This window comes from Paraburkholderia sp. RAU6.4a (assembly GCF_050435625.1).
Lineage (GTDB): Bacteria > Pseudomonadota > Gammaproteobacteria > Burkholderiales > Burkholderiaceae > Paraburkholderia > Paraburkholderia tuberum.
The window spans coordinates 88,469-110,974 of sequence record NZ_JBNDKQ010000003.1 but is presented as its reverse complement, the minus strand read 5'-3'; the positions used below and the strand labels follow the sequence as shown (position 1 = coordinate 110,974).

25 protein-coding genes, 1 tRNA gene and 2 pseudogenes are annotated in these 22,506 nt (G+C 62.3%); 19 read left to right on the top strand and 9 right to left on the bottom strand.

Going from position 1 to position 22,506, the window contains the following annotated elements; all coding sequences use genetic code 11:
- Positions 1-42: 42 nt before the first annotated feature.
- A complete protein-coding gene (locus OKW40_RS24960) occupies positions 43-894 on the bottom strand; it encodes a fumarylacetoacetate hydrolase family protein (RefSeq protein WP_429492179.1) in 852 nt (283 codons plus the stop codon).
- A gap of 147 nt (positions 895-1,041) precedes the next feature.
- On the opposite strand from OKW40_RS24960, the gene OKW40_RS24955 reads away from it, so the two are divergent.
- From OKW40_RS24955 to OKW40_RS24945, 3 genes are all read left to right on the top strand, one after another.
- Positions 1,042-1,608 carry a VOC family protein gene (locus tag OKW40_RS24955; RefSeq protein ID WP_184059845.1) on the top strand — a complete coding sequence of 189 codons (567 nt, stop codon included), beginning with the start codon at positions 1,042-1,044 and terminating at the stop codon, positions 1,606-1,608.
- 118 nt (positions 1,609-1,726) lie between these two features.
- Positions 1,727-2,539, top strand: a complete 813-nt coding sequence (locus OKW40_RS24950; RefSeq protein WP_090809648.1) for an IclR family transcriptional regulator — start codon at positions 1,727-1,729, stop codon at positions 2,537-2,539.
- A 303-nt stretch (positions 2,540-2,842) separates the two neighbouring features.
- Positions 2,843-3,904 (top strand): FUSC family protein, encoded by a 1,062-nt coding sequence (locus OKW40_RS24945; RefSeq protein ID WP_429492177.1) that lies wholly within the window; start codon positions 2,843-2,845, stop codon positions 3,902-3,904.
- Between the two features lie 49 nt (positions 3,905-3,953).
- On the opposite strand, the gene OKW40_RS24940 is transcribed toward OKW40_RS24945, so the two are convergent.
- Positions 3,954-4,616: a TetR/AcrR family transcriptional regulator gene (locus OKW40_RS24940; protein ID WP_429492176.1), complete on the bottom strand. Its 663-nt coding sequence runs from the start codon at positions 4,614-4,616 to the stop codon at positions 3,954-3,956.
- Between the two features lie 135 nt (positions 4,617-4,751).
- On the opposite strand from OKW40_RS24940, the gene OKW40_RS24935 reads away from it, so the two are divergent.
- The 6 genes and pseudogenes from OKW40_RS24935 to OKW40_RS24910 form a co-directional block, all read left to right on the top strand.
- Complete coding sequence (locus OKW40_RS24935; protein WP_429492174.1) at positions 4,752-6,044, top strand: NAD(P)/FAD-dependent oxidoreductase; 1,293 nt, start codon at positions 4,752-4,754, stop codon at positions 6,042-6,044.
- A gap of 83 nt (positions 6,045-6,127) precedes the next feature.
- Entirely contained in the window at positions 6,128-6,277 is a 150-nt protein-coding gene (locus OKW40_RS24930) for a DUF3331 domain-containing protein (RefSeq protein WP_090809656.1), read from the top strand.
- Between the two features lie 424 nt (positions 6,278-6,701).
- Entirely contained in the window at positions 6,702-7,481 is a 780-nt protein-coding gene (locus OKW40_RS24925; RefSeq protein WP_184059853.1) for an acetoacetate decarboxylase, read from the top strand.
- Between the two features lie 28 nt (positions 7,482-7,509).
- On the top strand, positions 7,510-8,292 hold the full coding sequence (locus tag OKW40_RS24920) for a 3-hydroxybutyrate dehydrogenase (RefSeq protein WP_184059855.1): 783 nt from the start codon (positions 7,510-7,512) through the stop codon (positions 8,290-8,292).
- Between the two features lie 11 nt (positions 8,293-8,303).
- A pseudogene (locus tag OKW40_RS24915) lies at positions 8,304-9,654 on the top strand (DUF3734 domain-containing protein).
- A gap of 219 nt (positions 9,655-9,873) precedes the next feature.
- Positions 9,874-9,987 (top strand): annotated as a pseudogene (locus tag OKW40_RS24910) (ubiquinol oxidase subunit II); the annotation flags it as partial.
- 287 nt (positions 9,988-10,274) lie between these two features.
- Here the strand turns inward: OKW40_RS24910 and OKW40_RS24905 are convergent.
- The 4 genes from OKW40_RS24905 to OKW40_RS24890 all read right to left on the bottom strand — a co-directional run bounded on the left by OKW40_RS24905 (position 10,275) and on the right by OKW40_RS24890 (position 12,127).
- Positions 10,275-10,350: transfer RNA gene (locus tag OKW40_RS24905), tRNA-Lys, on the bottom strand.
- Positions 10,351-10,398: 48 nt separating this feature from the next.
- Complete coding sequence (locus OKW40_RS24900) at positions 10,399-10,962, bottom strand: Hsp20/alpha crystallin family protein (RefSeq protein WP_429404313.1); 564 nt, start codon at positions 10,960-10,962, stop codon at positions 10,399-10,401.
- A 285-nt stretch (positions 10,963-11,247) separates the two neighbouring features.
- A complete protein-coding gene (locus OKW40_RS24895; protein WP_184059859.1) occupies positions 11,248-11,655 on the bottom strand; it encodes an Hsp20/alpha crystallin family protein in 408 nt (135 codons plus the stop codon).
- Positions 11,656-11,683: 28 nt separating this feature from the next.
- The gene (locus OKW40_RS24890; protein WP_184060299.1) at positions 11,684-12,127 is read right to left on the bottom strand and encodes an Hsp20/alpha crystallin family protein; all 444 of its coding nucleotides are present in this window, start codon (positions 12,125-12,127) and stop codon (positions 11,684-11,686) included.
- Positions 12,128-12,371: 244 nt separating this feature from the next.
- On the opposite strand from OKW40_RS24890, the gene OKW40_RS24885 reads away from it, so the two are divergent.
- From OKW40_RS24885 to OKW40_RS24870, 4 genes are all read left to right on the top strand, one after another.
- Positions 12,372-12,755, top strand: a complete 384-nt coding sequence (locus OKW40_RS24885; protein ID WP_090809669.1) for a hypothetical protein — start codon at positions 12,372-12,374, stop codon at positions 12,753-12,755.
- A gap of 323 nt (positions 12,756-13,078) precedes the next feature.
- Complete coding sequence (locus tag OKW40_RS24880; RefSeq protein WP_429492172.1) at positions 13,079-13,360, top strand: 3-keto-5-aminohexanoate cleavage protein; 282 nt, start codon at positions 13,079-13,081, stop codon at positions 13,358-13,360.
- Between the two features lie 23 nt (positions 13,361-13,383).
- The gene (locus OKW40_RS24875; RefSeq protein WP_410451209.1) at positions 13,384-13,530 is read left to right on the top strand and encodes a 3-keto-5-aminohexanoate cleavage protein; all 147 of its coding nucleotides are present in this window, start codon (positions 13,384-13,386) and stop codon (positions 13,528-13,530) included.
- Between the two features lie 470 nt (positions 13,531-14,000).
- On the top strand, positions 14,001-14,312 hold the full coding sequence (locus OKW40_RS24870) for a DUF4148 domain-containing protein (protein ID WP_184059863.1): 312 nt from the start codon (positions 14,001-14,003) through the stop codon (positions 14,310-14,312).
- 165 nt (positions 14,313-14,477) lie between these two features.
- Here the strand turns inward: OKW40_RS24870 and OKW40_RS24865 are convergent, their stop codons facing one another.
- Positions 14,478-15,056, bottom strand: a complete 579-nt coding sequence (locus OKW40_RS24865) for a TetR/AcrR family transcriptional regulator (protein ID WP_184059865.1) — start codon at positions 15,054-15,056, stop codon at positions 14,478-14,480.
- A gap of 130 nt (positions 15,057-15,186) precedes the next feature.
- Between OKW40_RS24865 and OKW40_RS24860 the strand changes: the two genes are divergently transcribed.
- Entirely contained in the window at positions 15,187-15,921 is a 735-nt protein-coding gene (locus OKW40_RS24860) for an SDR family NAD(P)-dependent oxidoreductase (protein WP_187616615.1), read from the top strand.
- 314 nt (positions 15,922-16,235) lie between these two features.
- The gene (locus OKW40_RS24855) at positions 16,236-16,835 is read left to right on the top strand and encodes an NADPH-dependent F420 reductase (protein ID WP_429492169.1); all 600 of its coding nucleotides are present in this window, start codon (positions 16,236-16,238) and stop codon (positions 16,833-16,835) included.
- Here OKW40_RS24855 and OKW40_RS24850 read toward each other — a convergent pair.
- Positions 16,799-17,083 (bottom strand): DsbA family protein, encoded by a 285-nt coding sequence (locus tag OKW40_RS24850; RefSeq protein ID WP_184059870.1) that lies wholly within the window; start codon positions 17,081-17,083, stop codon positions 16,799-16,801. The genes OKW40_RS24855 and OKW40_RS24850 overlap by 37 nt on opposite strands.
- Before the next feature lie 411 nt (positions 17,084-17,494).
- Here OKW40_RS24850 and OKW40_RS24845 point away from each other — a divergent pair, with 411 nt between their 5' ends.
- A complete protein-coding gene (locus OKW40_RS24845) occupies positions 17,495-18,286 on the top strand; it encodes an AraC family transcriptional regulator (RefSeq protein WP_429492167.1) in 792 nt (263 codons plus the stop codon).
- Positions 18,287-18,340: 54 nt separating this feature from the next.
- On the opposite strand, the gene OKW40_RS24840 is transcribed toward OKW40_RS24845, so the two are convergent.
- Positions 18,341-19,942, bottom strand: a complete 1,602-nt coding sequence (locus OKW40_RS24840) for a DHA2 family efflux MFS transporter permease subunit (protein WP_429492165.1) — start codon at positions 19,940-19,942, stop codon at positions 18,341-18,343.
- Positions 19,943-20,234: 292 nt separating this feature from the next.
- On the opposite strand from OKW40_RS24840, the gene OKW40_RS24835 reads away from it, so the two are divergent.
- From OKW40_RS24835 to OKW40_RS24825, 3 genes are all read left to right on the top strand, one after another.
- Entirely contained in the window at positions 20,235-20,897 is a 663-nt protein-coding gene (locus OKW40_RS24835) for an alpha/beta hydrolase (protein WP_429403015.1), read from the top strand.
- 189 nt (positions 20,898-21,086) lie between these two features.
- Positions 21,087-22,139 (top strand): rod shape-determining protein, encoded by a 1,053-nt coding sequence (locus OKW40_RS24830; RefSeq protein WP_184031269.1) that lies wholly within the window; start codon positions 21,087-21,089, stop codon positions 22,137-22,139.
- A 199-nt stretch (positions 22,140-22,338) separates the two neighbouring features.
- Positions 22,339-22,491: a hypothetical protein gene (locus OKW40_RS24825; protein WP_429492163.1), complete on the top strand. Its 153-nt coding sequence runs from the start codon at positions 22,339-22,341 to the stop codon at positions 22,489-22,491.
- The last annotated feature ends 15 nt before the right edge of the window (positions 22,492-22,506 follow it).

Genomic DNA, 22,506 nt, shown 5'->3' with positions numbered 1-22,506 from the left:
AGATAGACGCCGAGCGCACACGAACGCGCCCGGCTACGACTTTTACGCTTCGTCGGCGATTGGATTGGACAGAACGCCGATCCGATCAACCTCCACTTCCGCCACGTCGCCGGCCTTCATGAACAGCGGCGGATTGCGCTTCGCGCCGACGCCGCCAGGCGTGCCGGTCACGATCACGTCTCCCGGAGAGAGCGGGGTGAACGTCGACAGGTAGGCAATCTGTTTGGCAATGCCGTGAATCAGCATCTGCGTCGTCGCGCGTTGCACTTCCTGTCCATTCAGGCGGCTGACGAGCGTCATCACCGCGTTGGGTTCGATCTCGTCGCTCGTCACCATCCACGGTCCGAACGCGCCGGTGCGATAGAAATTTTTGCCCGGGCCCCACTGGCCCGTATGAAGCTGCCAGTCGCGCACGGAACCGTCGTTGTAGCAGGCGTAGCCAGCGATGTGATTCCACGCGTCGGCCTCGGCGATGCGTCGTCCACCGCGCCCGATGATGACGGCAATCTCACCCTCATAGTCGAACTTCTGCGACTCAGGCGGACGCAGCATCGGCTGGCCATGGCCAACCTGGGAAGCCGGCACCCGCATGAAGATGACCGGATGCTCGGTGGTTTCGCGGTTGGTTTCCTTGACGTGGTCTGCGTAGTTGAGTCCCACGCAAAAGATTTGTTCGGGGTTCGGGATCACAGGCAGCAGCGTGACTTCCGACAGCGGGTAGTCGCCCTGCGTGCCATCGGCGGCCTGTGCGGCCTCGCGGAATGCGTCGGCGGCAATCAGTGCCTTCAGATCGGCATAGCGGCCGCCAAGACGCTTGCCAAGGTCGAACACGGTTTCGTCGCGAACGATGCCGAACGATGAGCCAAGGTGGGTGGAGAAGCTGGCGAGTTTCATTGATGCTCCGGATAGATAAAAAGTAGATTGGATCAACGCCTGGATTCGTAAAAAACCCGTGCATTTATCTTATGGTGAGAATAGACTAACATTAGCAAATGTCACAACGTGTTTTTTGCTAGGGTTTATCACTACTTGGAGACAGGCATGAACGGTATGAAGAAAGCGAGGGCAGGGCTGTCCCTCAGTCACATGGGCTTCTATGTGAGCGACATGGCGCGCGTGGAGGACTTTTATACGCGGGTGATGGAATTCACCGTGACGGATCGGGGTTCGCTGCAGACGCCGCACGGCGCTGTGCAGTTGGTATTCTTGAGCCGCGATCCCGCGGTGCATCACCAGATCGTGCTCGCGAGCGGCCGCCCCGAGCACTTGGCGTTCAATCCGATCAACCAGATTTCGTTCACAGCTGACAGCCTTGCCACGTTGAGGCGGTTTCATCGGCAGTTCATTGCGGAAGGCCTGCAGGAAATCAACCCCGTCACCCACGGCAATTCGGTTTCGATCTATGCCCGCGATCCCGAGGGCAATCGCCTCGAGCTCTACATCGACACGCCGTGGTACGTCGACCAGCCGATGCGGGTGCCGGTGGACTTCGGCTTGCCCGATGCTGAACTGATGGCGGCTGTCGAACGCCACGCAAGAACGCTATCGGGATTCAGGCCGCGAAGTGTCTGGCAAACCGAAATGGCCGAGCGCATGGGGCTTGCATAAGCGTGGCGCTGCGTGGCTCGCGTGCGACTGTTTCCGCGCGGTGGTCGTTGAAGGCGTCAATGGCGATCTTGCCAGTGCATATAATTCCGTTCACACACGAGGAGGCGCAGCGCAATAGATGTCGAGCATTACGAGACTTTTATCCATACTCGAGCTGTTTTCGGAGGCGAAGCCGTTCCTGTCCGTCGAAGACGTTGCCGCCGAACTCGATTGCTCAACCCCAACGGCTTATCGCTATGTACGCGAGCTCCTGGATGCAGGCTTGCTCATCCGGTTTGCAGGAGGAGACTATGGTCTCGGCCCTCGCATCATCAAGCTTGACTACCACCTGCGCATGTCGGATCCGCTGCTTGCGGTCGGGCAGCCGATCATGCGTGAGTTGAGTGAACACTCCGGCTTCGATGTGGTGATGTCGCGCTGGTACGGTAACGAACTCGTGGACACGCATCGTGAGACTCACGGCGCGGCGCTTGACCTCCGGTACGGCCGGGGCCGTCCTCGCCCCCTGTTTCTCGGCGCCGCTCCAAAAGCGATCCTGTCCACCTTTCCGAAGGCCAAGCTCGCGGTCCTGTTCGATCAGTATGCTGACGAGATCGCGCAAAGCGGCCTTGGGGCGACACTCGACGAGTTTCGCGCGTCGCTGCTCAAAATCCGGCGTGCCGGTTTTTATCTGTCGAGGGGCGAACTGGAAAGCAGCGTTTCTGCACTGGCGTCGCCGCTATTTACGGACGACTCCAGTGAAGCAGTCGGTTCGCTTGCGGTGATCGTGCCGACCCAGCGACTCGAATTTGCCAATCTGGACCGTCTTGTCGAATCGATCCGGGAGGCAGCGGCGCGAATCTCGCAGCGTACGCGTGCGTTGGTTGAAAGTCGGAGGACCGGAGCCATCACGTCGTCGCACACCGTTGCGCGAGGCAAGCGGTCCGCATGATGGCCGTCACGTGAACGTCATTCGATCGCGCTCGCGCACTTGAACCTCGGTGGGTTCGGGGGAAGCGGCACTTGCGACGAACGAACTGGTAGCACGAACGCGTAGACCGACGGGTCGTCAGGAGAGGGCCGTCTTGAAGCCGCAAAAAGGCGGTTGGTCACTTGCGACCCTGCGGGATGCGGCTCTGAAGTGTCGACAGACAAGACGTGCAAACCGGAGCGCCGTCGGAGCGAAAACGCGATCTCCGCCTTCGATTCAAATTTCATTATCCAATCGCCTGGCCGCTTCACAAAACAATCCCAAATGAGAAGACCTTTCTTGCCGCCCCGCGTACTGAAAAGCCTGCTTGGCTTCAACGACGGCCCGTGGCGGTGGTCGGCCGGCGTCGGAGGGGGCGTCGCGATGGGCGTGCCTCTGAGCGCGTTCATGCTGGCCGGCCACCAGTCACTCGGGCTCATCACTTCTCTCGGCGCCTTCACGGCTCTCTACGGCTCGACGCTGCGCCTGGGCGACCGGCTCCAGGCCTTGCCGTTCGTCGCGGCGGGGTTCGTGGCCGCCTCCACGCTGGGCGTACTGTGCGCGACGAATGCGTGGCTGACCATCGCCTGCCTCGTCGCCGTGGCTGCGCTCGCCAGCATCATTCTGCTCGGTGTCGGAATGGGTCCACCCGGGCCGATGCAGTTCGTGCTGGTCGCCGGTGTCAGCGGTCATCTGGCCGCTTCCGCGCGTTTCAGCGGTTCGCCCCTTGGCGTCTTTATGATCCCCTCTCTGGTCGCGGTCGGCGCGCTCAGTGCGTACTTGCTCGTGATCGCACCCCTCGCGCTGCCGCTTGTGCACCAGCGCAAGGGCGAAGCGTCCAGCTTGCGCATGCGGTTTCCTCCCGGCTTGCTCGACGGGGAAAAGGCCACGATCGCCGCGAGGGTGATCGTGGCGGTTGCCAGCGCCGGCTTGCTGAGCCTGTCTTTTGGGGAGCACCGTGCCTACTGGACGGTTATGGTCGCGGGTGCGGTGCTGCAGGGCAGCCACGTCTCGCGCTCAAGTGCCATTCGGGCCGTGCACCGCGTTGTGGGCACGGTCCTGGGCGCGGCTGTCTTTGGCTTGATCCAGCTCGTCGACCCGAAAGGCCTCTGGCTCGTCGGGGTCCTCGCGCTGCTCCAGTTCGCGATCGAAGTCGTGGCCGCGCGGCACTACGCGCTGGCCCTGACCTTCATTACCCCAACCGCGTTGACCATCTCAGCGGTGGGCGGGACGAGCGCTCCCCTCGCGCTCGTCGGCGAGCGGATCGTGGACACGTTCCTTGGGGCGGTCATCGCCATGGTAGTTCTCTTGGGCAGCGAATGCGTCAGGGGACGACGCGCACTATAAGCAGGTGGAGGATTCCGGGCTTGTCGCGAAGGGCATTGGGTCTTGCTGATTACTTTCCGATCATGTTCAGCGCCGTGTCCCGCACCGCGCGCTTGAACCTGGTCTGATCTTCAGGAAGTGACGAGAAAGCCCGCAGCATATGGTGGTAAGCCACGGTATTGCTGATGGCGTTCATCAGCATGGAAAACATGACTTCGGGGTGGTGCGGTTTCAATTCCTTCGCCCTCGATGCATCTTCGAGCAAAGGCACGAACACGTCGTGATAGGGGCGCACCAGACGCCCGATGAGTATGTTGAAGCGCTCGCCTTCTTCGGTCGCGGCAGTCGAAAAAAACATACCAAGGTCGGGTTCGTCGAAAACCTGATCGATGAAAAGTACCACTGCGTGTTCGACACGCTCACGCGCTCCTAGCGTGGCCGAGCGCAACCTGGCTGTGGCGTCGATCATTGGCGCAGCCTGATCCGCGATCTGCTCTACCACCGCAACCCATAGCGCTTCTTTCGACCCGAAATGATGCGCGATCAGCGCCGGGTCGACACCCGCGTCGCGCGCGATTTCCCGCACGCTGGTAGCGTCGAATCCACGCTTTGCGAAGGTGCGCCGGGCATGTCGCAGGAGGACGTCGGCACCGACGGAAGCGCTGTACGCGGGTCGTCCGCGGGTACGCTTTTTCTCGATCAGCTTGGCAGGTCCTGACATTACGTCGTTCATTTGGGTGTGAGTTGTGGATCGTCAATTCAGCCGAAGTTTAACTGACGGCGCGTGAGACGCTAAGGAGGGCCGCGGTTTGACGGAGCTCGTGCTTTAGGCTACGATGTGACTTATTCATCACGCGTTGAATTTATTATGTCACAACCAATACGGATTGTCATCGTCGGCGGCGGGATTGCGGGAATTTTGCTGGCTACCCGACTCGGCGACCTGTTAGGGCGCAGCGGCCGGGCCAGCGTCACGCTGATCGACAGCAGCCCGACGCACATATGGAAGCCGATGCTGCACACTATTGCAGCCGGCACGCGCGATGTTCAGCAGCAGCAGGTGATCTACCTCGCCCATGCCCGCGATCACGGCTTCACCTATCAGCCCGGCGCAATGAACGGGCTCGATCGAAGCCGGCGGCTGGTCCAGCTCGACGAGCTCAGGACGCCGGAAGGTGAAGTAGTGCTCGGTCCGCGAACGGTCGGGTACGACGTGCTTGTGCTGTCGCTGGGTAGCCGGGCGAACGATTTCGGCGTGCCGGGCGTGAAAGAGCACTGCCATTTCATCGACAGTCAAAAACAGGCCGAAGCGTTCAACGCCGCGTTGCGAGCGCGCGTATTTCGAAGCGTCGTGAAGGACGAACCACTGCGTGTGGCGATCGTCGGCGCGGGTGCAACGGGTGTTGAGCTGTCCGCTGAACTGAGCCGCTTGCTTGACGTTGCGTCGAGTTACGGAGACCCGACTGTGCGAGAGCGGCTGAGTCTGACGTTGCTCGAAAGCGGCCCGCGCGTGCTCGGGGCGTTTGCGCCGGAGATATCGGCATCGAGCCAGTCGCAGCTCGAGCATATCGGTTTTCGCGTGCTGACTTCGACGCGTGTTACCGCGGCAGAGGCGAGTGGTTTTCGCCACGGCGACGGCACGCTTGCCGAGGCCGATCTGATGGTCTGGGCAGCCGGCGTCAAGGCGCCGGATTTCATGAACAATCTCGACGGACTCGAAACGAACCGGTCCAACCAGATCGTCGTCGGAGCGAGTCTGCAGTCTTCGTGTGACGATCACGTGTTCGCGCTTGGCGATTGCGCAAGCCTGACACTTGCCGGTCACGAACGGCAACTTGCACCGACCGCGCAGGTCGCCACGCAGCAGGCCGAGCATCTCGCGCGTCACCTTCCGGGGTGGCTTGCAGGCAAGCCACTTGCCGATTTCCGTTTCCGCGATTTCGGTTCGCTCGTCTCGCTGAGCGACTACAACGCGTTCGGCACGCTTGGGCGCTTCGGACTCTTTCGTGGCGGTTTCGTGCGCGGACGTTTCGCTCAACTGAGTCACGCCATGCTCTACCGGCGCCATCAGCAGGCTCTCCATGGCTTTCGAAAGGCGACGCTGCTGTGGACAGCGGAACAGATCAATGGTCTCGTCCAACCGAAGATCCGCCTGACCTGAAAGCGGCGCCGAACCCTTTGCAGACCCGGTCGGTTTCCTGGTGCGACTCGTGCAGCGGTCGCTTTGATTACCAGCCCTGACGGGTGTTCATCGCGAAGGGGCCGGGGACGTGCGTGTTGAGCGGTCATCCGATTGAGGCGGGCGACGCCGTGTACTCTCCCAGAGCAGGCGATCCGCCGCCGCGAAACGCAGGCGCAATGATGGTCGCGGCTTCCGTTAATGTCCAACTGTGACCTTGCACGCGTTTATATTCTCGGGGACGCGGTTTCGAATCGACATGCCTGAAGCAAGCGAGGCATCGGGGACGAAACAACGAGCCATGTGGCAATTAATACGTATGCCTATATGTGCGACATTGCCTATCACGAAGCGACATCGCTACACGCGGCGTTTCGCCGATGAGAGAAGCTGACGCGCACAAGGATCGAACCAATTGTTGCGGCGAGGGGGACAGTGTTTTACGGCCAGCAAGGACACCGATGCATGGACCAAGGCGCTACTATTGCCCGTGCTCTGTACAACGATGCAAAGCACAGGGCCACTCGAATCCGACACGCTGTGATAAGGCAGAGGCGCGGTGTGCAGCACAGCACCTCTGGTGCGCTTGCGTGGGCTTTAAAGACGCGACGTCATTTGACGTCACTACTGGAGAGATAGTTGAAAATCGAAAAAATCCGCAAAGATGCTTTTGCGATGCCCGTCCACAATCCTTCCTACCCCCGCCCGCCGTTTCGCTTCCTTGATCGCGAGTACTTCATCATTTCGTACGAGACCGACATGGACGCTTTGCGCGCCGTGGTGCCGGAACCACTGACAGTCGCAAGCCCCCTCGTGCATTACGAATTCATTCGCATGCCAGACTCGTCGGGATTCGGCGATTACACGGAAAGCGGCCAGGTTATCTCGGTAAGAGATGATGCCGGCGCGCCAGGCAGCTACACACACGCGATGTACCTCGACGACGAAGGCCCGATTGCAGGCGGTCGTGAGATTTGGGGTTTCCCCAAGAAGCTGGCGAGTCCGAAATTGCGTGTTGACGGCAACGACACGCTGCTTGGAACGCTCGACTATGGCACCCAGCGCATTGCCACGGGCACGATGGGCTACAAGTACGAGCCACTTGACCTCGAGGTCGAGCGCAAGAAGCTGGCGGACACGCCGAACTATCTACTGAAAGTCATTCCGCACGTCGACGGTTCAGCCCGCATCTGCGAGCTCGTGCGCTACTTCCTGCGGGATGTCACGGTGCTCGGCGCGTGGGGCGGTCCGGCCGCGCTTGAGCTGCACCCCCATGCCTTGGCTCCGGTGGCGGATTTGCCGGTGCGCAAAATCGTCGGCGCGCGGCACGTTATCGCCAATCTCACGCTCGACATCGGGGAGGTGGCTTTCGATTACCTCGCCGAGGCGCCGGCACTCAAGCTTGCCGCGAATCAGTAAGCACCCTCTGACATATTAAGGAAAAGGCATGTCCGTAACAGACAAGGTCGCGCTCGTGACGGGCGCTGCAAGTGGTATCGGTGAACAGTGCGCACGCAAGCTCGCGGCGCTCGGCGCGTCGGTGGTAATCGCGGACCTGAACCTCAAGGCTGCTGAGAGCGTGGCCGAGAGCATCCGCAAGGAGGGTGGCAAAGCGCTGCCTGTATCAATGGACGTGACGAGCGAAGAAGCGGTCAACGCCGGCATCCAGCAGGCTGTAGACAGGCTTGGCAGCATCGATGTGCTGGTCTCGAACGCGGGCATCCAGATTGTCAACCCGATTGAAGATTATGCTTTCTCCGACTGGAAAAAAATGCTCGCAATCCATCTGGACGGCGCGTTCCTCACGACCAAAGCTGCTGTCAGGCACATGTACGCTGCGGGCAACGGTGGGTCGATTATCTATATGGGCTCGGTCCACTCGCACGAAGCGTCGAAGCTGAAGGCTGCCTACGTGACGGCCAAGCATGGACTGCTCGGTCTCGCACGCGTGGTAGCCAAGGAAGGTGGTTCGCGCGGTGTACGGGCCAATGTCGTGTGTCCGGGGTTCGTGCGCACGCCGCTTGTCGACAGGCAGATTCCGGAGCAGGCGATAGCGTTGGGCATTTCGGAAGCAGACGTCGTCAAGAACGTGATGTTGAAGGAAACGGTCGACGGCGAATTCACGACGGTGGAAGACGTCGCCAACACCGTGGCATTCCTCGCCGGCTTCGAATCGTCCGCATTGACGGGCCAGTCCATTATCGTCAGCCACGGCTGGTCGATGCACTAAGGAGCCGCCCAGTGCGTCAAGATCAAGAAACATCAGGCACACCTCGCAAGACTTTCAAGCTTCCGGCCTATGACGAGGTCGCTCTCGTGCTACAGGGTGGCGGCGCGCTGGGCTCCTATCAGGCCGGCGTCTACGAAGGCCTCGAGGAAGCTGGCATTCATCCGGACTGGATTTCCGGCATCTCCATCGGCGCGCTTAACACAGCCATCATCGCGGGCAACGCTCCGGGCAAGCGTACCGAGGCATTGCATGGATTCTGGAACACCATCTGCCAGCCGGCGGACATGCTTGGGAACCTTGGCGCGTGGCTACCCCGCGCCGCGGGCATGCACGACCTGTCGCGCAAGTGGTCGAGCTGCTGGGCGGCAGGCCGCGCACTCACCGAAGGGCAGCGAGGCTTTTTCTCGCCGCGCCTTCCGGTGCCCATCCCAGGGATGGGCAAGCGCTCGCCAGAAGAAGTGAGCTTTTACGATACCACCGCGCTTCGGGCGACCCTTCTGCAATTCGCCGATTTCGACAGAATCAACGACGGCGATATTCGCGTCTCCGTCGGCGCGGTCAATGTGCGCACGGGTAACCTGGTCTACTTCGACAACACCCAGATGCGCCTTTCGCCAGAGCACTTCATGGCCTCGGGTGCGCTCCCTCCGGGCTTTCCTGCCGTCGAGATTGATGGCGAATAGTTACTGGGACGGCGGTCTGGTGTCGAACACGCCATTGACCGAGGTTGTAAGCGACCCGCAGCACAAGGACACCCTGGTCTTCCAGGTTGACCTCTGGAGTGCGAGCGGTGGCCTCCCGGGCGACATGCTGGATGTGTCCGAGCGCGCCAAGGACATCCAGTATTCCAGCCGGACCCGCGCTATCACCGCGATGCTCGGGTCGACCCAGCGTCATGCACAGCTCATCAAGGAGCTATTGAAGCATGTGCCGCCGGGCCTGGAGAAGCAGCATCCGCTCATCCGGGAGGCGCGGGAAGTTGCCGATGGCAGTACGGTCAATGTTGTGCACCTCATATACAAGAACAAGGCGTATGAGGGGCACTATAAGGATTACGAATTCAGCATCGACACGATGAGCGAGCACTGGCAGACGGGCCTGGACGACATTCGCGCATCGTTTGAGCATCCGGACTGGTTCGCGATACCGGATCACGATTCGGGATTCGTGACGCACGACGTGCATCGTCCCGGGGGCGCGCCTCACGCGACGCGACTGGAGGGTGCTAGCAAGCCAGCGCATTACTCGCGCAGGCGCCATAAAGCGGGCGTCGCGCAACCACATCTCGAAGTGGCAGCGCCGAACTCCGCCCCACTTGGGGAAACCACGAAGGAAGCTGTGCAGGATGCGACAGGCCGCTAGCCATCGTGGGGCCGGCCGGGTTCAGTTTGGCCGGTCCCTTTCCACGCCAGCCAAAGGGGCGCTACCGCAGGTGAGTTCGTCCGCCTGTGGTGTTACCGGCAACCAGGGTACATGACATGCAGAATCCCAGGTTTATGTAGAAGAAATCGCTGTATCGGGTCAAGTGCGCACGGTCAATCTGATACCGTCAAACGGTTTTGCGTTGCCGCAGGCCGCGTTATGCCGCTCGGCGCATTCGGCCTGCTCGGCGGATGCAGCATGACTTCATTCAATCCCAAGGGCGACATCGGTGCACAGGAGAAGCGTCTGATCCTGCTTGCGTTGGGTCTGATGCCTTCGAAGAGGTTCATCGAAAAACCGACATCACATACAACGCGGCGACGCTTGAAACGATCCTAACCGACAGGGAGGTCACTTCATGGAAAAAGTCCAACGATGAATCGCCTCCGGGCCGAAGCCATCTTTGGGAGACGCCCCGAGCCCCCTTGAGATCGCAAGAGGTTCAATCATACTCGGCGAATTAAGCCAAATCGCGGGCCGCCACAACAATGCCGTTGACACTTCGTTGACAGTCGGAAAAGAAAAAGGGCCTAGCGCGAACGCTAAGCCCTTGAATCTTTTGGTAGGCCGTACTGGATTCGAACCAGTGACCAACGGATTAAAAGTCCGCTGCTCTACCAGCTGAGCTAACGGCCCGTCTCGCCCGATGTTCACCGCGACCAGCGCACTTCTTGCCTGTTTGGCCTAGCCGATATCGATCGTGCGGCTAGTGGATCGCGCCGGCTCCGATTTCGGCACGGTCAACGTGAGCACACCGTTATCAAATTTTGCCAATGCGTGATCGGGGTCGGCGTTTTCCGGCATCGGGATTGTGCGCATGAAGCTTCCATAGGCGCGCTCGAGCCGGTAGCAGCCGTCTTCCTCGCTGCGCACGTCCTGTTTCTTTTCGCCGCGCAACACGATCGCCCCGTCCTCGACGCTCACACTCAGGTCTTCGCGCTCCATCCCGGGCAACTCGGCGGTCACGCGCAACACCTTCCCTTCGTCGACCACGTCGATGCGCGGCTGGAAGCGCGATGAACTGAAGTCGCCAAACCATCGTTCGAGGGCGCCGCGACCTGCAAACGGGTCATGGAAGAACTCTTCCAAAGCACGCCACGGTTCCCGTGTGAACAATCGCGGAATGTCAGGCCACGAGTCACGCCACTGTTCGCTCGCCGGGGGGCTTTCCGAGGTGTCCGCATCGGACTTGCGAGCCGCCCCGCGTAGGAACTTGAAGGGATTCCACTTTTTCGGATCCGTATTCATCGTATCCTCCTCTACAGTCTGGCCGGAGAACCGGATTCCTGTCATTGCGCTGAAGTCGCGACTCTGCCCTCGACGTTCCCGACTGCATCTGCGGAACGCCGCCACGGCCGCCTCGCGATCCGCGGCGCGTCCTGAGCTCACGTACCGGCACCGCGCCGTATGCTGAGCGTGCGTCCGCGCCAGCACTCATGTATGACGTCCGCATCCAGCCCTCCGCAGTCAGTAGGTGGCGGCCAGACGACCGCCACCGGTTTTCTCCCTGTCGTTGCCGCCCACCTGCCGACTTCAGTCCGTCCGCACCTCGATCCGGCGCGGCCGGGCTTCGTCGCGGCGCGGTATCGTCAGTTTCAGCACGCCGTCTTTCAGGTTCGCATCGATTTTCGTTGCGTCGAAGTCAGCCCCAAGAGCGAACGCCCGCGCGAAATGCGGCTGGCGGATCTCCGCATGTTGCAGGCGCAGCCCCGCCGGCGTGGGCACCACCGCCTCGGCCTCGATGTACAGGTTGCCATCGTGTACCTTCACATCAAGGCGGTCCTTTGTAACGCCGGGCAGATCGGCCCACAGGGTGATGCCCTGGCTGTCCTCGAAAATGTCTACGGGCGGCGTTAGCGTGATCGGGCGTTGCGACTGCTCGTCTTCTTGACGGGCCACCGCCGTTTCGTCTTTCCTGGCAAGTTCTGTCGTGTCGTTCATGATGTCCTCCTCAGTTCTGCGACCGGTTTCATTGAACAGTGATGGCCCGCGGCTTCGACGTTTCCCGCTTGCCGATGCTCACGGTCAGGCACCCATTGGTGTACTGCGCCGTGACCTTGTCAGGGTCCGCATGCTGCGGCAGTTCAATGACGCGCCGGAAGGTGCCGACGAACCGCTCCTGCGCATAAGTACGCACGTCGTCGCCGGCCGCTTCCGGCTGTCCCGTCTGGCGCTCGCCGCTGATGGTCAGCAGCCCTTTGTCGATGGATACGTCGAGATGCGCCGGATCGATACCGGGCGCGAACGCAACGATCTCGATAGAGTCGTCGGTCGAACCGATGTTGACCTGCGGGAAGGCGCCCAGGCGCCCCGAGCGGATGCTGGACGGGAAACCGCCGAAGAGACTCGCCATCTGCCGTTGCAGACGGTCGAACTCGCTGAAAAGGTCGGTTCCGAAGTAGAGATCACTCATGATCGTTTCCTCCTTGGATGCAGCAGGGAAACGAACCGGCATACGCGCTCCAGTCCGTCTGCCATGCTGCGGCAAACAAATCGAAACACGCAGCGCGCCGGAATGCCGGCGCGACTGCCTGAGCGATATTCAAGATAGGACTGAAAACAGAAATTTCAAGTGGGCGATGGCGACTTTTTGTTCTTGAATTTGGATTGTCACACCCCTACGTTCACGACACCCTGCAACACCGTGCGAGGACACCATGGAATTCGAATACGATTGGCTCACTCTTGGGCGTCACCGTATCCGGTTGCGCTCAACAAAGGGGTTCCCGACTGAGACGATGCGCACGGCGGTCGAAGTCATCCGGCTGGCGATCGACAGCAACATGAGCGCCCGGGCGCGGCTGGTTGAAGTGGTGTTCCGGCAGGAGTCCGCTTACGAGATTGCGGTCGGCACCACGTTCGCCGATGACCGGCTATGCGCGCCCCAGCTGGAAGCGGCGATCGCGACGGTGCTGGGCCTGCAGCCCGCGCAGATCACTATTTTCGTGACCGTGGTCACCCAGGAAGAGGTCGATCTGCACTTTGGTGTCTACGAAAGGATGCTGGCTGAAAAGCTCGGCGTGGTGCCGCTGATCCAGTGACGTCGCGGCAGGCAAGGAGCGGGGGATCGGCAAGCGGCGAACTGCGCGCCTGCCGGTGCGGGCGGCGGCGGCGCCTTTGCTGCAATGCAATGAGGAGTGTCCGACCGGATTCGGCCGCCCTCGTTGCGGAGCATCCTGCAGCCGGATGCGGGAGGTCTCGAAGAGCGTGTCATATCCCTGATAGCGCATTCGAACGCAGATTGTTCGCCGCCTGGATTCGATCAATCGGCTTCCGGAACGGCGCGACACAACTGATAAGACGCCCGCATGCGTCAAATTTATGGCGAATGTCGACGATGTAGCCTACGTCGTCGAGGGTCCCCTTGTGGCCGGTCAGCCTCGCCGACTTCGTCCAGGATGTTCAGCGCGCCATCAACGAGGGGCTCGACGACGCGCCGCACTTTATCAATATCGTGATCGGCGCCAATGCGTTCCAGGGCGCGTTGCCCTCCACGCCCCGGCTGTTGCAGACGATGATCGATCATCTGCCCCGCAACGCCGTCTTCAACGTCAGCGCTATCGGCGCGGCGCAGTTGCCTGCGGCGATGAACTCGCCGTTGCTGGGAGGGGACGTGCGCGTCGGACTCGAAGACAACCTCTACTAACAAACAAGGACAGTTAAGGTCAGTTGGCCACCAATGTTCACCTGGTCGAGCGGCTTGTTCGCCTGGTCCGCGAGATGGGTTACGAGCCGGCCACGCCGGCTGAAGCACGGAAGATCATTGGGCTGCGGCCATTGCGCGAAACAATCCACGCTGCCTGCCAGGAGGGCTAACCGATGACAACGCGAGCCGTCGCCGTCGTCGGCACTGGTGTCATTGGCGCGGGTTGGGGGCACACTTCCTGGCTCATGGTTTCGCCGTCACGGCGACCGATCCCAGCCAGGGGGCCGCGTCGCGCCTGCGCAACTGGATCGACGATAGTTGGCCTGTAGTGGAGAGGCGCGGGCTTGCAGACGGCGCCTCGCGGGACAAGTTGACGTTCACGCCTGACGTGGGCTTGGCGGTAGCCGGGAGGAACGATGCTTGCTGCTCCCGCGGCGAATCAACCGAAGGAGCGTAATAGGGCCGAAGGGCACAAACCGGGCGAGAAGGTTCAGACGCGTGGCATCTACAAGGTGGTGAGAAGGCGACGCCGGCTCCGGCTTCGAAGTGACATGCGTCGAAGGCGGGCATTTTCACCCGCAGCGGCAACGGTGCGCACTACGAGTTGGTTCACGGCGCGGCGCAGGGAAGGAGACGTACTATGAGAAATCGGCCTGGAACACAGTCAATACTTCCCGCTCTGGTGATTTTGCTCACCGGCTGTGTCGCTGGTGGCATGCCGTATACCGGGCCGCACCTCACTCCGACAGAGTGCCGCGACCTGGCCGCGCTCAAGACAAACGCGCCCCCTACGATGGCGCAGCACCAAAGCGAACTCGCTGCCTTGAGGAAAGCGGGCTACGACCCGTCACCGTGGTTTGATGATCCGTATTACCCGGATGATCTACAAGCGGCACAGCGCCTGGTCGACTATTGGTTCCAAACGGAGTGCCAGCACCTTCAACCCGGCTGAGATAGAGAGATCGAGGACTGACCCGGATGTCACCGTGCGGCCAGAAGCGGCCGATCGATCAAGTGCGGTAATGGCCATTCGACTGTCGGCTCCAGTCAGCTTTCCGCCGTCTGGTTCGAATCCCCGGGGCTTTCCTGGTAGGAAAGTATGCGTCGGCGATCTGATTCAACACGTTGCCTTCTCGACATCGTTGCTCGACCGGTTTGTCAGGATGGCGCTCGTAATAATGTGAAAGAGATGATCCCCGCGTGGCGCGAATCCGGGTTGGCCGTCGAGCCAGCCGAGCGCCGACATCAGGGCGAACAGGTCGACCCCATCTATATCGGCGCGCGCCGTTCCCTCGGCCTGAGCACGGCGCAGTAGTCGCGCGCCCGCTGAACGCAGCGCTGTGCTCGAAGCGTGAAGCGCGGAGTCAGGGTCCGCGTGCGCGGTCGCGAACAAGGCGCAAATGCCGCTATAGCTACGAACGAATGCAACCCCTTCGCGAAACCAGGACACCAGCGCTTCGTCAGGCGGATTCGACGTTTCTAGTTTGGCTGCCTGCTGTATCAGTTCGTCCACGTTCATACGCAGCAACGCTTCGAACAAGGCTTCTCGTGTCGGGAAATGGCGAAACAGTGTGGCCAACCCGACGTCGGCCCGGCGGGCGATATCTCGCATGGACGCATCGGCGCCATGCTCGGTGACGACGTCACGCGCGACCGCAAGTAGATGGCTGTAATTTTTTCTAGCGTCGGCTCGCATAAATCGCCTTGACAATCGGATCGGTGATCCGTATAAAATGAAGCTGTATCTGGATCAGTGATCCACAAGATACAGCACATTTGTGCAAATGGGAACCGAGACGCTGTCCGACACCACGAAAGGAGATGTCATGGGAAAGCTTGAGGGTAAGGTTGCAGTCATCACGGGCGGATCGAGCGGCATGGCGCTGGCGAGCGCCAAGCGGTTCGTTGAAGAAGGCGCCTATGTTTTCATCACGGGCCGCAGGCAGGAGGTGCTCGACGAAGCCGTCAAGCAGATTGGCCGGAACGTGACCGGCGTGCGCAGCGACGCGGCCAATCTCGACGACCTCGACCGTCTTTTCGATACAGTCAGGCGTGAAAAGGGCAAGATCGACATCCTGTTCGCGAGCGCTGGCATGGGCAAAGCCGTCCCATTGGGCGAGATTACCGAGCAGCACTTCGATGCGGAATTCGGCCTGAATACGCGCGGCACGCTGTTTACGGTTCAGAAGGCGTTGCCGTTGTTCAACGATGGCGGATCGATCTTCATGACCGGGTCAGTTGCTTCGGTGAAAGGTTTTCCCGGTTACGGCGTGTATGCGGCGAGCAAGGCGGCGTTGCGCTCATTCGCACGCACTTGGCTCAACGAACTGAAGGGCAGGAATATCCGGGTGAACGTGCTGAGCCCGGGGCCGATCGCCACACCGATGCAGGACCAGGTTCTCACCGAGGAGGCGAAGCGGATGTTCGAATCCCTGATCCCGCGGGGAAAGATGGGTCGTCCTGAGGAAATTGCGACGGTCGCGCTGTTTCTTGCTTCAGATGATTCGAGCTTCGTGAATGGGGTGGAATTGTCTGTCGACGGCGGCTTCTCGGCTATCTGAAATCGCGCCGAAAAGCGTGTAGGGGGCCTGTCAACTTGACGAAGATGGTCCGTGTTGCGTCTATAAATATGAAATCCTGATCAATAACCTTGGATTGGTTTCGGTGATTGTCCAGCGGGTATTGTCACGTCTGCTCGCGCTGTCGTCGCTGCAAACGGCGTCGAAGGCGCTCGGCTCCGCGTGTCTGCTGTGGCTCGCATGGCGCATCGCGCGCAGCGGGCCGCCTAACGCGGGCAACGCTCCCGCGCGCCCGGTTGCCAATAATCACCTTGGATCCGTGGTTGATCAAAACGTCACCTGAATGGAGAGTTCGCATGAGCTATTCGATTATTGGCTTTGGCGCGGTAGGCCAGGCACTCGCTCGAGCGTTTGCAAGAAAGAACATCGACGTAACGGTCGCCAGCCGGCGCCCTCCCGAGACGTTGATGCAGCAGGCACGAGCGATTGGCCCTACCGTCGTCCCCAGGACGCTGCAGGATGCAATCGCGTCCGACACGATCTTCCTGGCGGTTCCTTTCTGGGAGCACCGCGAGGTCGCGAAGCAGATCAAGAGTTGGAAGGGCAAGACGGTCATCGACGCGACAAATGCTTACGGCGTTCCCGTCGAAGAGCTACAAGGTCTGCCGTCCTCCGCAGTTGTCGCCAAAGCGTTTACCGGGTCCAGATTCGTAAAGGGTTTTAACCATCTGCCCGCCGCCGTTCTGGCCGCTGATCCGAGTGTGAATGGCGGCAGCCGCGTCGTGTTTTTGTCGAGTGATGACGAAAGTGCGGTGGCACCGGTCGCGGCTCTGGCTGAACAACTCGGTTTCGCGCCGATTGCGCTAGGACCGCTCAAGGAGGGCGGTTCGCTCGTCCAGGCCAGGGGGAATACCTGGGCTCAACTGATCTTCAAGGATCTCGTCAAGTTCAAATAGCGGCGCGTCACGGCAAAGTCACGTCCGCCCAGCATTTCCGAGCGAGTCCAGCTACCGAACTCGAGCCTTCGGTAGGCGCGCCGGTGCATCCCTTGAGGCGGTATTTCCGGGTTCAATTTGAACGGAAGATAACGAACGTCTAATTCGGGAAGATCGTCAAGGGCCTTGCCGGCCTCCAGATTTCGATGTCCGATCCAGCACCATGGACAAATGAAGTCGTAGGCGATCGTGATTTTTGCGCGTTCCATGGCATGCCCCGTGGGCAAGTTGCGATGCTCACCAAGCAAAACAACACGAGCTCCCAGCTGAATATACTCAGCGCGCGAGCTCGTGTTGCGCGTGGTGCAATGGCCCATTCGGCGATCAGGCTCGTGGCGATCCCGGCAGCGTGAGCAGCGTTGCCGGGATCGCGCCATTTGTCAACCTTGTCCAGGCTCTGATTACGGCTGGCCCGATGGACGAAGGGGCTCGTTGTTCAGGTGCTCAAGGCTAACGGCTTGCCGAGAAAGTTAACATCGCCTTCGAGAGATTTTTGAGCTGCCCGCTCTAGGCGGGATGCGCTCACGGTGGCCGGACCCTGTTAGCCCGCCTCGCAGCCGGGCCCCGCGCGCGTGCTAATCTTGCTCCCTTCGCGGACGTCCCGCGTCAGAGCAGACACCATGACGGAAGCCTTCGATCCGGACGGCATCGAGCAAGCGGTCTTCGTGGTCGGCGAGCGCCATGCGACGCTGGACGAGCCGTGGCGCGCGTATCGGCGTGCGCGTCTGATTCATGTCAGCGAAGGCGTGCTGACCGTGCGCACGGCATCCGGCCGTTGGGTCGTGCCGGCCGCCCGCGCGCTGTGGATCGCCGCGAATACGCTGCACTGCCTGCACGCGACGCGGCCGGTGCAGTCGTATTCGCTCTACGTCGCAACCGATGCCGCAATGGACGCCACCGACGACTCCGCCGCCGACTCCGCCGCGCCGCTGCCCGCGCAGACCGGCGCGCTGATCCCCGACACACTGGTGCAGGCGCTGCTCGCCGCCGCGGCCGATCTGCCGCACGGTCACACGCCCGATGAACCCGCCCGCCGTCTGCTGCAGGTGCTGCTGGATCGCGTCGCCGGCTTGCCCGCCGCGCCGCTTGGCTTGAACTGGCCGGGCGATCCGCGCGCGCGGCGCATCGCCGAGGCGCTCAGCGCGAATCCCGCGCAATCGCTGGTGCTGGAGGAACTCGCCGCGGCCGCGGGCGTGACCGCGCGCACGGCCGCGCGTTTGTTCGCGAAGGAAACGGGGCAGACCTTCGGTCAATGGCGCCAGCAGTTGCGTCTGCTGGCCGCGCTCGAACATCTGGGCGCCGGTGAGAGCGTCACGCAGGTGGCGCTCGAAGTCGGCTATAACGACGTCTCGTCGTTTATCGCGGTGTTTCGCGATGCGTTCGGCGACACGCCGGCGCGCTATTTCCGCTGACGCCGCTTCGTGGCCACCGCGCGAGCGTCGCCGTCGCGCGAAAACGAATCTGCCTCAATGGGCGCCGGCCGCATCCGGTCCACCTCCGCCCTTGGCCGGCCGCGTGATCCAGATCAGCGGAATGATCAGCAGGAAGATGATCGCCGACACAAAGAAGACGTCGTTCAGGCCCATCATCGCGGCCTGCGTGTTCACGGTGAAATCGAACAGCGCATTCGCCGATTGTGGATTCAGATGCAGCACCGACTGCGTGTTGTCGATCTGCTGCGCGAACAACGGGTTGTCGACCGACGCCTGCTCGGTGAGCCGCACATGATGCAGTATCGTGCGGTTGTTCCACGCGGTACCCGCGATCGACGTGCCCACCGCGCCGCAGAACACCCGCACGAAATTCGACAGCCCCGCCGCCGCCGGAATCCGGCTCTGCGGCTGGCCGGACAGGATGATCGCCGTCAGCGGCACGAAGAACAGCGCCATCGGAATGCCTTGCAGCAGCGTCGGCAGCACGAGGTGCCACGTGTCGATCTCGATCACGTACTTCGAGCGCATATAGAACACGATCGCGAAGCCGACGAACGCGACCGTCGAGATCACGCGCGCGTCCGAGTGCGGCAGCACGCGGCCGAGTATCGGCGCAAGAATGATCGCGAAGATGCCGAGCGGTGCGGTGACGAGGCCGGCGTCGATCGAACGGTAGTTCAGGTACTCCTGCATCCATTGCGGCAGCAGCACGAGATTGCCGAAAAATACCCCGTAGGCGATCGAAATCGCGATCGTGCCGCCGAGAAAATTGCGCTGCTGAAAGAGCCGCAGATCGACGATCGGGTGCTCCTCGGTCAGCTCCCATACGAGGAAAAACGCAAAGCTGATCAGCGCGGCGAGGCCGAGAATCGCGATCACCGGCGACGAGAACCAGTCGAGATCCTTGCCCTTGTCGAGCATGATCTGCAGCGACGCGACCCACGTGATCAGCAGGCCGAGGCCGACCACGTCGATCGGCGGCTTGCGCGTCGGCGATTCGCGGGTGCGGTAGATCATCCACGTGACGCCGGCCGCGAACAGGCCGACCGGGATGTTGATGTAGAAGATCCACGACCAGCTGTAACTGTCGGTGATCCAGCCGCCTAGCGCCGGGCCCGCGATCGGGCCGACGGTGGCGGTCATCGCCCACAGCGCGAGCGCGGTCGACGACTTCTCTTTCGGATACGAGCCGAGCAGGATCGCCTGCGACAACGGAATCAGCGGCCCGGCCACCGCGCCCTGGAATACCCGCGCCAGCAGCAGGATCGGCAGCGTCGGCGCGATGCCGCACAGCCATGACGCGAGCGTGAAGGACAGGATCGCGCCGACGAACAGCTTCACCTGGCCGATGCGCTGCGTGAGCCAGCCGGTCAGCGGAATCGCCACCGCGTTGGAGGCCGCGAACACGGTGATCACCCACGTGCCTTCGTCGACCGAGACGCCGAGGTTGCCGGAAATGGTCGGAATCGCGACGTTCGCGATCGAGGTGTCGAGCACGTTCATGAACGTGGCGAGCGCGACGGCGATCGTCGCGAGAACCAGCCGGCCGCCTTCGAGAGGCGCGGGCGGTGACGGTGGCGCGGGTGGCTGAGGCGGCGGCGACGCGGAATCAGGCGCGGCGTTGGGCTGGCTCAAAAGGCGTTCTCCGGAGGTTTTGCGGCGGAAGGCGCGAACGGCGTGAGGACGGACGGCGAGGGCGCGCGATTCGCAATGCATGGTCGGCGCAGGATGCCGTGGACCGTGCACCGCGGCGGCGGGTCCGTCGATGCGCAAAAGCATACCCGCAATCGCCGGCCGGCGCGGCCACGGCAGCAGCCGATGCGGCGCCCGACGGCGCGAACGCGGCACGCGGCGTATGCTCGCGGCTGAGGTTGCGTCAGCAAAGGCCGAAACGTACACCCAATCCCACGGAAAAAAGGACCCCACCATGAGCTGGCAACAATTCGAACACGGCTGGCGGCGCGCGCCGCAAAACGCGCCCGCGACGAGCCTCGTCGTGCTGATGCACGGCGTCGGCAGCAACGCGCGCGATCTGATGCCGCTCGCCGACATCTGGAGCGAGGAGCTGCCCGGCACGGCGTTCGTGTCGCTCGACGGCACCGATCCGTTCGACGGCGGCTTCGGCGGCCGCCAGTGGTTCAGCCTGCGCGACGTCGGCGCGGCGAACCGCGAGGCGCGCGTCGCCGCCGCCTATCCGGCGCTGCGCCGCGTGCTCGACGCCGAGCTCGCGCATTGGCAGCTGTCTTTCGATCGGCTTGCGCTGGTCGGCTTCTCGCAAGGTTCGATCATGGCGCTGCATCACGTCGCGTCGAGCGTTGAGGGCGCGGCGGGCGTCGTCGCGTATTCGGGGCGGCTCGCCTCGCCGATCGTGTCGTCGAACCGCGCGACGCCGCTCACGCTCGTCCACGGCGAGAACGACGAGGTGATCCCGGTGCGCGAACTCGAATCCGCGGCCGACGCTTTCAACTCCGCCGGCTATGCGGTCGACGCCTACGTGCTGCCCGGCGTCGGCCACACGATCACCGCCGACGGCGTCGCGCTCGGCCGTGATGCGCTGGAACGCGCGCTGGGCGAGCTGTCGCGCGATTGACACAAACCCACTAGAAAGTGGCCCTAAAGATTCTGATGGGCTTGCCGTCATATGGGCAATAGCTTGAAAATCACCCCCGCCGCGCGGGAAGCGCAACGCCCAGCGGGGCGTGTCGCGCGGCTTCGGGGTACCGGGGGCGCATTTCCAGACCGCCTTGGACGGCGCATAACGACACATCAGAGCCTGCATATGGCCAGACCGACGCCGCATTACCCGCTCTTTGAGCGACTGTTCCGCCACGCCGTGGCGGTGGATCTCGGCACGGCCAACACCCTTATCTATACCGACGACGGCGGCATCGTGCTGAACCAGCCGTCCGTCGTGTGCTTCGAGACGCAGCCCGCGAGCGGGTCGAAGCGGATCGCCGCGATCGGCGCCGAGGCGCGCCAACTGCTCGGCCGCGTGCCGCGCAATCTCGAAGCGGTACGCCCGATGCGCCACGGCGTCATCGCCAATTTCTCCGCCGCCGAACACATGATCAAGCAATTCGTCGACATGGCGCGGCCGCGTTCGCTCTTCAGCCGGCGCGCGGCATTCACGCTGTGCGTGCCGGCCTCCGCGACCCACGTCGAGCGTCGCGCGATCCGCGAAGCGGCCGAGGCGGCTGGCGCGTGGAAGGTCAGCCTGATCGGCGAATCGCTCGCGTCGGCGCTCGGCGCGGGCCTGCCGGTGGGCGATCCGACCGGCTCGATGGTGGTCGACATCGGCGGCGGCACCACCGAGGTCGGCGTGATCGCGCTGGGCGGCACCGCGTATAGCGGCTCGGTGCGCGTCGGCGGCGACAATTTCGACGCGGCGATCATCGGCTACGTGCGCAATCTGTATGGCGTGCTGCTCGGCGAGCAGACCGCCGAGCACGTCAAGAGAGCCATCGGCTCGGCCGTGCACGACGTGCCGCTCGAGCAGATGAACGCAACCGGCCGCAGCGTCGACGATGGGCTACCGCGCACGGTGCAGTTGAGCAACCGCGATATTTCGGAGGCGATCGAAGGGCCGCTGAGCCAGGTGATCGGCGCGGTGAAGCGCGGGCTCGAATTGGCTCCCGCTGAACTCGTGACGGACATCGCGCACAAGGGCATCGTGCTGACCGGTGGCGGCGCGCTGCTGCGCAATCTGGGGCGGCGTTTGAGCCGGGAAATCGGCCTCGACGTGCACGTCGCCGACGAACCGCTGACCTGCGCGGTGCGCGGCGCGGGCGCGGCGGCCGCGGCAGGGTGGGTGGACGAAGCCGGGGACGCGTGAGCGGTGGATAAGGGCTTCACTACAGCTCGGCAAAAACCCGGCATTCGGTGGCAGGGTAACCGGGCTGCTGCTCACCCTTGGCAAGGCGGGCTGCAAATGGACGCTGCGCTTTACCGGCCCTGTGACGGGCAAGCGACGCGATGCGGGCCCGGCGTGTCTCCCGAGGTCTCTATTGCGGACGCACGTGAAGGCGCTTGCGATGGGCCGTTCGATCGACGCTGGCAAACACTCAATTAACGAACGCGACCGCGAACAGGAAGCGGCCAGCGTTGCCGCCACAGCGCTCCCGTTTCAGAATGCCGCGCACGCGCTTCCCAGTGAACTGAGACCCTCCGACGCGGACAAATATTGACACTTCGTTGACCGA